Annotated in this window: 11 protein-coding genes; 4 read left to right on the forward strand and 7 right to left on the reverse strand. The window is 63.7% G+C overall.

The features are described 5' to 3' along the window. The first annotated feature begins 426 nt into the window (after nucleotides 1-426). Nucleotides 427-903 carry a MucR family transcriptional regulator gene (locus K9U40_RS11955; RefSeq protein ID WP_282890425.1) on the forward strand — a complete coding sequence of 159 codons (477 nt, stop codon included), beginning with the start codon at nucleotides 427-429 and terminating at the stop codon, nucleotides 901-903. Nucleotides 904-1,058: 155 nt separating this feature from the next. Here K9U40_RS11955 and K9U40_RS11960 read toward each other — a convergent pair whose 3' ends face one another. Both K9U40_RS11960 and K9U40_RS11965 read right to left on the reverse strand, forming a co-directional pair. Beyond that, on the reverse strand, nucleotides 1,059-1,655 hold the full coding sequence (locus tag K9U40_RS11960; protein ID WP_282890426.1) for a mobile mystery protein B: 597 nt from the start codon (nucleotides 1,653-1,655) through the stop codon (nucleotides 1,059-1,061). 5 nt (nucleotides 1,656-1,660) lie between these two features. Next, nucleotides 1,661-2,125, reverse strand: coding sequence for a mobile mystery protein A (locus tag K9U40_RS11965; RefSeq protein WP_282890427.1), 465 nt, complete (start codon nucleotides 2,123-2,125; stop codon nucleotides 1,661-1,663). Between the two features lie 426 nt (nucleotides 2,126-2,551). On the opposite strand from K9U40_RS11965, the gene K9U40_RS11970 reads away from it, so the two are divergent. Further along, nucleotides 2,552-4,309, forward strand: a complete 1,758-nt coding sequence (locus K9U40_RS11970) for a phospholipase D-like domain-containing protein (RefSeq protein ID WP_282890434.1) — start codon at nucleotides 2,552-2,554, stop codon at nucleotides 4,307-4,309. Between the two features lie 53 nt (nucleotides 4,310-4,362). On the opposite strand, the gene K9U40_RS11975 is transcribed toward K9U40_RS11970, so the two are convergent. After that, on the reverse strand, nucleotides 4,363-4,692 hold the full coding sequence (locus K9U40_RS11975) for a hypothetical protein (protein WP_282890428.1): 330 nt from the start codon (nucleotides 4,690-4,692) through the stop codon (nucleotides 4,363-4,365). A gap of 28 nt (nucleotides 4,693-4,720) precedes the next feature. Continuing rightward, the gene (locus K9U40_RS11980; protein WP_282890429.1) at nucleotides 4,721-6,250 is read right to left on the reverse strand and encodes a DUF4403 family protein; all 1,530 of its coding nucleotides are present in this window, start codon (nucleotides 6,248-6,250) and stop codon (nucleotides 4,721-4,723) included. A 228-nt stretch (nucleotides 6,251-6,478) separates the two neighbouring features. On the opposite strand from K9U40_RS11980, the gene K9U40_RS11985 reads away from it, so the two are divergent. Together K9U40_RS11985 and K9U40_RS11990 are read left to right on the forward strand one after the other, a co-directional pair. Then, entirely contained in the window at nucleotides 6,479-7,108 is a 630-nt protein-coding gene (locus tag K9U40_RS11985; protein ID WP_282890430.1) for a hypothetical protein, read from the forward strand. A gap of 140 nt (nucleotides 7,109-7,248) precedes the next feature. Further along, on the forward strand, nucleotides 7,249-8,184 hold the full coding sequence (locus K9U40_RS11990; protein WP_282890431.1) for a hypothetical protein: 936 nt from the start codon (nucleotides 7,249-7,251) through the stop codon (nucleotides 8,182-8,184). Here K9U40_RS11990 and dinB read toward each other — a convergent pair. The 3 genes from dinB to K9U40_RS12005 all read right to left on the reverse strand — a co-directional run. Next, the gene (gene dinB, locus K9U40_RS11995) at nucleotides 8,166-9,209 is read right to left on the reverse strand and encodes a DNA polymerase IV (RefSeq protein WP_282890435.1); all 1,044 of its coding nucleotides are present in this window, start codon (nucleotides 9,207-9,209) and stop codon (nucleotides 8,166-8,168) included. The genes K9U40_RS11990 and dinB overlap by 19 nt on opposite strands. 140 nt (nucleotides 9,210-9,349) lie before the next feature. Further along, nucleotides 9,350-10,018, reverse strand: a complete 669-nt coding sequence (locus K9U40_RS12000; RefSeq protein ID WP_282890432.1) for an SOS response-associated peptidase — start codon at nucleotides 10,016-10,018, stop codon at nucleotides 9,350-9,352. A gap of 11 nt (nucleotides 10,019-10,029) precedes the next feature. Then, nucleotides 10,030-11,921, reverse strand: a 1,892-nt coding sequence (locus K9U40_RS12005) for an ATP-dependent helicase (RefSeq protein ID WP_282890433.1), incomplete at its 5' end; no start/stop codon positions are given.

The following is an 11,921-nucleotide window of genomic DNA, read 5'->3' on the forward strand; positions in this document are numbered from 1 at the left end:
TGTGCAACACTGATCGATTTCCGCTGAGGTCGAATCGCGGTGCGCCCCCGCAGTCGAGCTCATTGACCCCTGGTGATCGGGGAGTTGGAAAACCGAATGGTTACGGTCCCCACGGCCTTTAGCTCGGGAGAGCCTGTTGCATACGCCGCAGGCTCCCCGACCATAGGTCAAGGAGACGGCATCTTCCGGCGATGCCAAGCCGAACCATTCGGGGTTTCCACGCCCCAGAGCAGTGCGTATCTGCTCCACTGGCGTTCTTACGGCACACCGGGCTCGGTGTCGCCCATATTGTTACTGCGTCCGCAGTGGCGCTGGACGCGCACCGTCGGAGTTGCTGCGAGCTTCCCTGATCCAAACTCGTGGCGAAGCTTGCCGGCTCGCGGGAAATGCGCTTGAAACGACGCTGTTACTCCAGCGAGGTGTGCCGTGACCGAACCCCCCGTCGAGCGGAAAGACGACACCAATCTTGAACTCGTCGCAGATATCGTGGCGGCCTTCGTCGGTAACAACACCGTGCTGGCGGCGGATCTGCCTGCTCTGATCCGAAGTGTGTATTCGGCTCTCGAAAAATTAGGGGTTCCGGAACCTGTCGTCGTGGAGAAGTTGAACCCCGCCGTCGCGGTCAAGCGCTCGGTGACGGACGACTTCATCATCTGCCTCGAGGATGGCAAGAAGTTCAAATCGCTGAAGCGCCACCTGCGGACGGTCTACGACCTCACGCCGGAGGCCTATCGCGAGAAATGGGGCCTCCCGCGTGACTATCCCATGGTCGCACCTGCCTACGCGGCGGCGCGCTCGGCGCTTGCCAGGAACATGGGCCTGGGGCAGGCGCGCAAGAAGGTCGTAGAGCCCCCTCCGCCGACCAAGAAGGCGCCGTCACGCCGTAAGGCCGCGGCCAGCTGATATCCAAACAATTCCGTGTTTCCTCCCGCTCCCTGGGGCGAGGGATCTCTTGCCAGACCGCGGCTGTCGTCGTGGCGCGCTGTGGTGACCCTGGTCCATAGTGCATTCCTCCAACTCTGCGGGAGGACTGCTCCATCAAAGCCGGGACGAAACACCTAGGAACGCGAGAATGCCAGCAACGGGGTGAGGTCGTAATTGTCGGCCGCCCGGAGGGCCGCGACATAGCGCGCCCGGGTCTCGCCAGCATCGACCAGGTTGGCGCGGCCCCAGGTGAACGGCTGCTGCCCGAGTTGCCGGGCGAGTAAATCGCCGACCAGGCGTGAGAAGCGCCCATTGCCGTTCGGATAGGGGTGGATGGCCACCAGACGATGGCTGAAGCGGATGGCGATTTCGTCGGGCGGATAGGTGCCGTGCTCCACCCAATAGCGGGCATCGTCGACGGCCAGCCGTACCTCCATGGCGATCCGGTAGGCGTCAACGCCGATGTTCCTCCCCGTCGTGCGGTATTGTCCCGCCCAGCGCCATACGTCACCGAACATTCGACGGTGCAGCTCGTCCAGGAGGCCCTGGTCGAGGACGTTCCTCCTTCGCGACATCGCCCAGCGCCAGCCCTCGCCGATATTGACCTGCTCGGCTTCGTTCAGCTCATGCCGCATGGTGATGTAGGAGGGGATGAGCTGTTCCCGCTCCTCGGCTGTCAGCGGAGTATTGGCCTCGTCGTCATCCTGGAACAGCGGATCGTCTGCCGGCATGGAGATCAGTCGTCCTCCCACAGGCGTCGTGGCGCGTCGGCGAGAAGGCTCTCCGTGAGACGTTGCCGCTCATCCTCAAGATCAGGCCTGAGCAAGGCCTGGTTCTCGAGCTGCATGGTATGGTCGAGGCGGGTCATTGCGCGTCCCGCCTTCTCGGCCGCGCGTTCACGGACAATGTCGTCGAGCGGCTTGATCGGCACGAAGGCGTAGACGAACGTGCAGTTCATCGCGGCTGCCGCCTCTCGAAGGGTCCTGATCGTCGTGGCGCCCGAAACCTCCGCCTTCTCGATAGCCGGAATGCGGGAGGGAGCAGCGCCCATGCGAGCGGCAAGCTGCCGGCTGCTCATCCCGAGCGCTTCGCGAATGGCTTTCATCCACCCGCGCGGCGGGACGGCGAGGCTGAGCTCGCGCAATGGCGCAAGCCGACGTTCCAGTTGTTTGCGCGCGAGTGCAGCCTGTTTCGTGTTCATAAAATTATGTCCAAGATCGCATGGACATAGCACATATATGTGAGGAAAACAAGCAAGAATGATCATATATAGATGTCAAATATGAGCAGTGACGTACATCAATATATGAGCGGACCGCCGACCCCACCTATAGCAGGGGAGCCGATCCCCGGGCGGTTGCGCGAGGATTTCGGGTTCGCCAGCGAGCTGCCGGAAATATCGTCGGCAGCTTGCGGACGTCGGGCGCATGTTGGCGAGCGAGGTCTGGGAGGCTGGGGCCACGGACGAGCCATCGCCGCCAAGGCGGCCACGGTGCGGGACACGCAAGCCGTCCTCTTGTGTGTTGGTGCGCTTTTGCTCTCGCTTTCCTCAGTCCAGCGACGAATCCATTTTTCGAGTGTCATGAAACGGTGACACAATCAGGAGGGGAATTCAGTGGAGGCACCCGTGGCGACTGGGTTTCGTGTGACTGGCGGCAATGCCGCCGCGCCCTTTTCGCTCACCATCCACCGTGGCGACGGCATGGTCCTACTCGGAATGGACTGGAAGGGCGGCCGGCCGCCCGCCGATTTCGTAGGCTTCGCCATCCAGTATCGCGAGCCCGGCACGCAGTTCTTCAAGACGGCGCACAACCGCATCGGGTTTCCAGGTCAACCGGTTCCGGACAACGGGATTCGCACGACCGAGGCTCCGATCCAGAAATTCCGATGGGTCCATTTTCCCTTCGATGCGGCGCTCGAGGGGCCTTTCCTCTATCGCATCACGCCGATGTTCATGGACGCCGCCGGCGTCCTGAGGCCCGGAGAGGCGCAGGAAGCGGAACTGGAGCTGATGCGCCAGACCATTCCCGGCAAGCTCAACGTCGCCTTCACGCGCGGCTTCGTCTCCTCGCAAGCCTTCGTGCGCAACTTCTCTGACGGTGGGCCGGTGACGACGTTGGTGCCGCCCGACGGCGATGGGGGATTGGACTTTGTCCCGACCCACGCGGATGCCGAGCGTGCGCTCGCCTGGATGGGTTTTGAGGCGCGCTCTGAAACCCTCACGCTCCTAGATCGGGCGCGAGAGGTGGGCGCGGAGGTCCGCGTCATCGCCTATGACCTCAACCTTCCGGAAGTGGTCGAACGACTGGAAGCGCTCGGCGCCAACCTGAAGATCATCATCGACAATAGCGCTCGGACCAAAGGCCACGGGCGTCCGAACTCGCCGGAGACGAAAGCCGCTGAACGCTTGATGGCGTCCGCCGGTGCCGCCAACGTGAAGCGCCAGCACATGGGCAATCTGCAGCACCAGAAATCGATCGCGGTGCGCGGCGGCGGCATCGAGACCGTTCTCTACGGCTCGACCAATCTCTCCTGGCGCGGCCTCTACGTGCAATCGAATAACACTCTCGCCGTTCATAGCTCGCGCGCGATCGAAGATTACTTCACGACGTTCGAGACCTATTTCAACGCGAAGGGTGCCGACGATTTCCGTTTTTCGGCGAGCTCGGCGGGATGGATCGACCTCGGATTGCCGGACGTGGACGCGAAGGTCGCGTTCTCGCCCCATACCGACGCGAACGGCCTGCTCGACGAGATCGGCGCCGATATTGACCAGGCAGAATCGAGCGTCCTCTTCTCCCTCGCCTTCCTCGGCCAGACCACCAAAGGCGCGATTGGTCCGGCCCTAGGACGAGCCCTGGAGCGTCCGGCGGTCCATGTGATGGGCATTGCCGACGCCAGCGTTAAGGCGGGCAATCTCGGGCTGACCGTGCTCACCCCGGACAATCGTCGAAAGGTCGTGCGCGCCGCGGCGCTCACCGGCAACGTGCCACCGCCGTTTCTGAGCGAGCCGTCAGGACTCTCCGGCCTTGATGGAAAGCAGCGTGGGACGAGGATGCACCACAAGTTTGTGGTGCTCGACTTCGACAAGCCGACCGCCCGCGTCTATCTCGGCTCCTACAATTTCTCCGAACCCGCCGATGATGAGAATGGTGAGAATCTCGTGCTCGTCCGCGACCGGACGGTGGCGACCAGCTACATGATCGAGGCGTTGCGGATCTACGACCATTACATGTTCCGGGTCGCGGCCGAAGAGAGGCGCGGCAGCGCCGATCCCCTGGAGCTGAAGCGGCCGCCCGGACAGGGGGAACGGGCCTGGTTCGAGCACGACTGGACGGATCCCATTCGCGCTCGAGACCGGGAGCTCTTCGCGCGCGCCGACTGATGCAAGCCGTGCGTGAGGCGAACATCGGACCCCATGGGCGCATGTGCGGAGACTCAGCCTCGCCCGGAAAGACCAAGAAGAATGAGGCCGATTATGGGGAGGCTCCCTTGAATGACAGCCTCCATATCGCTCAGTTTCTCGACTGGCAGACCCGCGTCAAAGGTCGGATTGTAGTCGCCGACACTGCAGTTAGGATTTTTCAGGCCGGTCGTTACCCGCAAAAACTCCCTGCCGGGGTCGATGGCGCCGGTACTCCACTGGATGACCGAGCTTCGCGACTGGCAGCTGATGCGGAACTTGTAGTCTGTTGCGCCAGCGTTACTGGCTAACAACAGCATCGCTGATGTGGCGAGCAAGGCGCGCCTCGTGACGGATGCGAACATGATGAGCTCCATCGGATGTGAGTTGAAGTCAGGACGCCTTGCCGGTCTTAGCCTCGCGCAGAGCCGTCAACTCTGTGTCGATGCCAACATCCACCCGGATCAGGGCAGCGATGTCTTCGGCCTCCGGGACGATCGAATTGACGACCGCTTTGACGTCGCGGATGGTCACCTTCACGCCCTGCGTCTTCGACGGGTCCGTCACTCCCGCCTTAAGTGCGGCAACCTGCCTCGCGATCTCCGGTGCGAGATCGGCGCGCGCGCCATTCGCGATTGTGTGTTTGATCTGATCCTCGAAGATCACGCTGACGATGTTCCAGAGCGGATTGTCGAGCTGGCGAGCGAAGCGAACACCTGCCAACTGAACCACCGTGCCGTCGTTCACAACGACAGGCTTGCCGACTAGGAACAACTTGCCGGTGACATCGAACAGATGACCAGGCAGCCGGGCCTCGAACGACAGGCCGACCGCCATGTTCTCGGCAGACGGATAGAGAACGACGTCTTTGACGATCACCGTAGCCCTGCCACCCGGGACGTCCGCCGAGAACTCCTTGCCCGCGACTTCAGCCAGCACCGCTGCACGCAACACGCCATAGTCCAGACGAACGGCGGCTGCGATGCTGAGGCGGCCGGGTTCCGCCGGTGTTCGGGCAAGGGCCGGCAGCGGAGGCAGCACCACCTTCGGGGTGGCGTCAGTCGAGATATCGGTGCGCGCCTTCAGCGACACACCCATACGGATGTGGTTGTCCGCGACCACGATGCCGCTGGTCCCGATTTCAACCGGCATCAGGTGCGCCCAAGCCGTCACAGAGCCGGCGGTGCCAACCGGCATCGGGTAGACACGCCACGCCTTCTCGATCTCACGCTTGATGACATCGGGGGAGATCGCAGCCCGGATCTTTGCCGCCATCGCATCGAGCTGCGCGCGCATCGGACCCTCGACGTGGCTGCGGATGTCGATCCAGGCCCGGCTCACGACTTCGACCTTCGGGTTTTCAGTCCATTCGAGCTCCGGCACGATCGTCACGGCCGGCGTCCAGTCCGGATTGATGTCGATGGTCACGCGTGCCCGGATGATGAGAGCCGCGCGGAAATTCTTCGCATTGAGGCCGAGCATTCGCGCCCCGTCGCCACGCAACCCGCCGTTGCCGCTAATCTCGATCGGCAACGCGACGATCACCGTGCGGCCCGAGCCGCTCACCGTCAGGTCGCCGGCACGTCGGACCGTGCCCTCATACCGGGTACCTGCCTTCACATTGATCCTCACGATGTTCCAACCGCCCGGATTGATGGTACCGCCCACGTCCGGGCCGTTGCCGCCGAACCGATATTCCGCCGGGATCGCCTGGTTCGCGGCGTCGCGGATCAGGGAAAGCGGGATGTCCGCACGCAGGGCGAGGAGGCTGTCGTGCATAGGGATCTTGATGTCCCCGGCAATGCGAGAAGGCTCTTCCGACAGGCGGATGTTGTGCTGGCGATAGGCTTCATATGCCAATCCCAAGCCAGCCATCATCAGAGCCGCGGCTCCCAAAATCATAAACTTGCGGCGAATGGTCATTGCTGCAGGGCCTCCTTGGCCATTGCGAAGGGTTGCCTGACGCCCCCTTGAGGGTGGGCGCTGCAGGTCGGGCTCATCGTCCTCGACCTTGCCCCCTTAAGCCCTGGCAATCGGAATGCGGGCGGCCTTCAGCTCAAATTCAGAAGTAACACCAAGTTGTTGCGGGTCGGCTAACTTGGTTGAATGTCATAAGGGTCGCCATATGTGTGTACGCGGGAGCGCAAGCACATGACGTCGATCCAGGAACGCATTCAGGCAATGACTTGGCGAGCGGGGAAGAGAACCCTTCCGCGCCGCGGCCGTGTCTCCGAGGACGTCCTCCAGCAAGTTGAGGGGCTGAGGGACAGCGGCAAGTTTCAGGAGGCGGCAGATCTTCTTGAGCAGCAGCCCGGCGATGCCCTTGAGCAGGACCCTGTGGCTTTGAACGGCCTCGGCCATCTCAGGCTCGGGTTGCACCAGTTAGATGATGCTCTGGAGTTTTTCCATCGTGCGGAGGCTGCCGCAAAACTCCACCAGGCCAAGGCTCTGGTGAACCAGTCTCACGCACTGCGCGATTTGAAGCGGTTCGACGAGGCAGAGCAGGCGGCACGGCATGCTTGTGACCTCAATCCTGGCTGGTTTCTCCCCTACCTGATGTGGATCGCGGTGTGCGAATGGCGGGCGGGGGACGGCGATGCCGAAGCCGTGCGGACCATTGTGGAACAGATGACGCAAGAGTGTCCCGGCTGGCATCATGAGCCGGAGTTCTGGACGTACATCGATAGCGATATCGACTATCGGCGCCTCAGGGAGCCTGAAGAGTTCGAGCGTCTTTTTGGTGATGTATTTCGGAAATTCGAGGCGGAGCAGACGAAATGAAGACCCTTATTCTGGCTCTTATGCTCGTTGTTGTTGGTGCCAGCGTTGCGCCGGTTAACGCGGCGGCTCCTACGACTTGGGATAGGCGCAATTAGTCTGGTCGCATTGGCCAGACGGAGCGCTAACTTCGAGGAGGGAACATGCCCGCCACCGGCATCAAACTACCTGCGCATCTGCGCCATGGGTCCGATGACGCTCGGCTTGCCGAAATGATCGCGGCGCGGCGGCTCTCGGATCACGCTACCGCCGTGTCTCTTTTCGTCGAGCTCGCCGTCACGCGTGCCCGGCCGCACCTCCTGCGGCAGGTGCCGTGGGATCTGAAGCATAAGGCCGAGATGGTGGTGGATCAGGCAATTTCCAGCTGCCTGGTCAGCATTCTGATCGCGTTCGGCGTCGACGGGGCGAGCTTCGATGACCTCGTCCCGAGGCCTGCCAACGCCGGCACTCCGCTGGTCCCTGCCGTCTATCGGGACGGGGTGGAGGGCCTGTCCGTTGCGGAGTGGGTAGCTAGCTGGATCCCTGTGGTCGCCAATGGGTTTCGCCGGGATCGTAACCTTGCGATCCCGTTCGGCGACGATATCGAGCTGATCCCTGCGCCTGAAGTCGATCTGGAAGCTGAGGAAGCCGCAGCCGTCGCTAAGCAGAGGCTCAAGGAGTGTCTGGAAGCTCAGCTGAAAGTAGCCCCTGCTCGCCAGCGCTTCGTCATCAGCTGCATTTACAAGCTGGATCCGGACTTGCGATTCACGGCTAAAGATCTGGGTGAGCGTGCGCGCCGTGCTACGCTTTCTCCTGCGAAGGCGCGGGCGATCGAGGCCCGCGCTCGCCGTTTCAAGCTGGCGGATGGGGATGAGATCAGCCGAAAGGACATTGCGAAGGTGCTGGATATGTGTGTGGAGATGGTGAGCCGAGATCACACCGCCTTCCTCCAGCGCGTTGCGGAAGCTGCCGGGTTCAAGTCGTATGCAATCGCTCGCGTGCGCCGCAATGCGCGTCGTAAGCAGGCCGGCGGCGAGGCGCAGCACGGTGCGCAGATCCTCGGCCAGGGCTTCGACCCCGCCTACAGCAGGGGGAGCTGATCTCCCAGCGGTTGGCCGTCCTGCTTGTGACCAAGGGCGGACAGTGTCACGCCGAGCAGGCGGACCCCTTTGCGGAACGGATAGACCTGATCGAGCAAGGCGTCACAGATGGCCTCGACCTCGGCGACGTTCTCGGGAGGGTGCGCCAGGGTTCGGCTCCGCGTGAGCTGGTGGAAGTCGGCGAACTTGACCTTCAGGGTGACGGTGCGCCCGCGCGCGCCCTTTGTCTCGCAGTGCCGCCAGACCTTGGAAATCAGGGCGCGCAGCTCCGCCCGAGCGGGCTCCAGCTCGAGGATGTCCACCACGAAGGTGTCCTCGGCGCCAATGGACTTGCGCGGCCGATCTGGCTGCACGGGGCGCTCATCGATCCCGCGTGCGATGCGATAATACCAGAGCCCCGATTTGCCGAAATGATCCTGCAAGAAGGTCAGGGGCTTCGCCTTGAGATCCGCGCCGGTTTCGATACCGAGCCGCTGCATCTTCGCCGCTGTCGCCGGCCCGACACCATGGAACTTCTTCACCGGCAGGTCGGCGACAAAACCCGGTCCCATGCGTGGCGTGATCACCGCTTGCCCGTTCGGCTTGTTGAGGTCGCTCGCCATTTTCGCGAGGAACTTGCAATAGGAGATGCCGGCCGAGGCATTGAGACCCGTCACCTCCTTGATCCGCGCGCGGATCAGCCGGGCGATCTCCGTCGCGATCGGTAGGCCGTGCTTGTTGTCCGTGACATCGAGATAGGCTTCGTCCAACGAAAGGGGTTCGATCAGATCGGTGTGCTCGGCGAAGATCTCCCGGATCCGCGCGGAAACGGCGCGATACACGTCGAACCGCGGCGGCACAAAGATCAGCTCCGGGCATTTTCGCCTGGCGGTGACGGAAGGCATCGCCGAGCGGACGCCATAGGCGCGGGCCTCATAGCTCGCTGCGGCGACGACGCCGCGGGCGGCCGCGCCTCCGACCGCGACCGGCTTGCCCCGCAACTCCGGATGGTCGCGCTGTTCGACCGAGGCATAGAAGGCATCCATGTCGACATGGATGATCTTCCGCGTCGCCGGCGAGAGCGGCCCGTCGGAACCGATGTCCGATAGAGATGGATCGGCGGGGACGACCTCCGGTGCCGGCGCGGGCCGCGCGGCTGCGGTGCCTTGGGTCAGCGTGCCCCCCGTCACGTCGACCCGTCCTCAAGCTTCAGCGGCGCCTCCACGAGGACGAGCAGGTCGTCGGGGAGCGGCCGCTGGAGATGCTTCACGTCGGCCCAGTCTCCGGTCAGCCAGAGATCGACCTCCTCGGGTGTCGTCAGGATCGCGGGCATGGCCTTCAGGTGGATCGGCTTGACGATTCCGTTCGGCGACGTCGTCAGGAAGCCGTAGAGCTCGAACTCGCGCTCGCCGTCGCGCACCTTCTTGACGCCCTTCCAGGGTGTCCAGAACCCGGCGAAGAACATCAGCGGCCGATCCTGGTTGCGGGCGAACCATGCGTTCGGCGTTCGGCCGCCCGGAACCTTGCTCGCTGGATCCGGCTCCGCGAAGGACGTGAAGGGCACGACGCAGCGGCTCGTTGGCCCCAACCAGCGGCGCCAATGCGGGGAGTTGATGTTACGGATGTTGGTGATGCCGGGATCGTAATTGCCCTTGATGTAGTCGGGCGGCGTCGGCATCCCCCATGTGGCGCTGACGATCTCCCGGTGCCCGTCCTCTCCGACCCGCACGATCGGCGCCAGCGTGTTGGGATACATGTCGCGCGACGGCTCGTTCCAGCCGGCCTTGTCACGGAAGGCTTTGGTGAATTGCACCACGGCGTCCCGGGTGGTGGTCAGATTGTAGAGATTGCACACCGCCGGGCCTCCTATCTCCACATGCCACGCATGCGCGCGCCGACATCGATGCGGACCTGGCGTGGCTGCCCGGCGCCTTCGCCATCGGTTCCTGGGGAAACCGGCCATGACCGCCGCTCGAAATATGTCAGAAGCGACGCCGGAATGAAGCGCGTGCGCGAGGCGTAGACGTGGCGGTCGCCCGTCGCGGACTGTCCGTGGGTGAAGAAGCGCTGCGGCACGATGAGATTGAGGCTGTCCTTCGCGCGGGTCATGGCGACATAGAGCAGCCGCCGCTCCTCCTCGATCTCATCCGAGGTGCCGGCGCCGAGGTCGGAGGGGATGCAGCCGTCGACCGTGTTGAGCACGAAGACCGATTTCCATTCTTGCCCCTTGGCCGAATGGATGGTCGACAGGATCAGATAGTCCTCGTCGAGCAGCGGAACCCCGGCCTGGCCGGAGGTGGCGTCGGGTGGGTCGAGCGTCAGCTCGGTCAGGAAGCGCTCTCGCGAGGGGTAGCCTGCGGCGATGTCCTCAAGCTGCACGAGGTCGGCGCGGCGCATCTCGAAATCCTCGTGGATGCGTTCGAGATGCGGTTCGTACCAGGCCCGGACCTGCGCGATCTCGGCCGGCCATCCGGCCACGCGGGAGCGCAGGTCCTGCAGCATGCCGACGAACGCCGGCCAGTCCGCCGCGGCGCGGGGAGGGCAGGGGTGCTCGCCGAGCGCCGTGATCGGGTCGTTCGCCTCCGCCATGGCGTCGAGCGCGCCCGCCGCCGTCGAGGGGCCGACACCCGGTAGGAGGTGCATGATCCGGAAGCCAGCAACGCGGTCGCGTGGATTCTCCGCGAAGCGCAGGGCGGCGAGCACATCCTTCACATGCGCGCTGTCGAGGAATTTGAGCCCGCCGAACTTCTTGAACGGGATGTTGCGGCGGGTCAGCTCGACCTCGAGCGGGCCGCTATGGTGGCTTGTCCGGAAGAGAACCGCCTGGTCCTTCAGGCGCTGGCCGGTTTCGCGGTTTTCGATGACCTCCGCGGCAATGAAGCGCGCCTGATCGGCCTCGTCGCGCACCGTGACGAGGCGGGGCCGCTCGACGGACTCTCGATCGCTCCAGAGGTTCTTGGTAAAGCGCTCGCGCGCCAGATCGATCACGCCGTTGGCGGCCGCGAGGATCGGCTTGCTCGAACGATAATTGCGGTCGAGCGTGATGACCTCCGCCGCCGGCGAGAAGGCGTTCGGGAAGTCGAGGATGTTGCGCACCGTGGCGGCGCGGAAGGAATAGATCGCCTGCGCATCGTCGCCGACCACCGTCAGGCCGCGCCCGGCCGGCTTGAGCCCGGCGAGGATCGTCGCCTGCAGGCGGTTGGTGTCCTGATATTCGTCCACCAGAACGTGATCCCATCGACCGCCGATCTCGTCGGCGAGCGAGACATCGCTCATGGCCTGTGCCCAGTAGAGCAGCAGATCGTCGTAATCGAGGACGTTCTGCGCCTGCTTGGCCTCGACATAGGCCGCGAACAGCTCCCGAAGCTGCCCTTCCCATTCCGCCGCCCAGGGATAGTTCGACCGCAGGACCTCCTGGAGCGGTGCTTCCGCATTGACGGCGCGCGAATAGATCGAGAGGCACGTTCCCTTCGCCGGAAACCGGCTCTCCATCTTCGAGAAGCCGAGCTCATGCCGCGCGAGGTTCATCAGATCGGCCGAGTCCTCGCGATCGTGGATGGTGAACTGCGGATTGAGGCCGATCTCGCCGGCATAGTCCCGCAGGATGCGCGCGCCGATCCCGTGAAAGGTGTGAGGTGGTCCCGGTTTGGCGGACAGATTGGCGGCTTTGCTAAGCTTGGTTCTGGTGTGCGTTACGCCGCCATGTCGATGCCGTCGCAGGCCGTATGGACCTCCTCCGGCGTTCTGCCGCCGAGGGC

The organism is Xanthobacter autotrophicus (assembly GCF_030015065.1).
In the GTDB taxonomy this organism is placed as follows: Bacteria; Pseudomonadota; Alphaproteobacteria; order Rhizobiales; family Xanthobacteraceae; genus Xanthobacter; species Xanthobacter autotrophicus_D.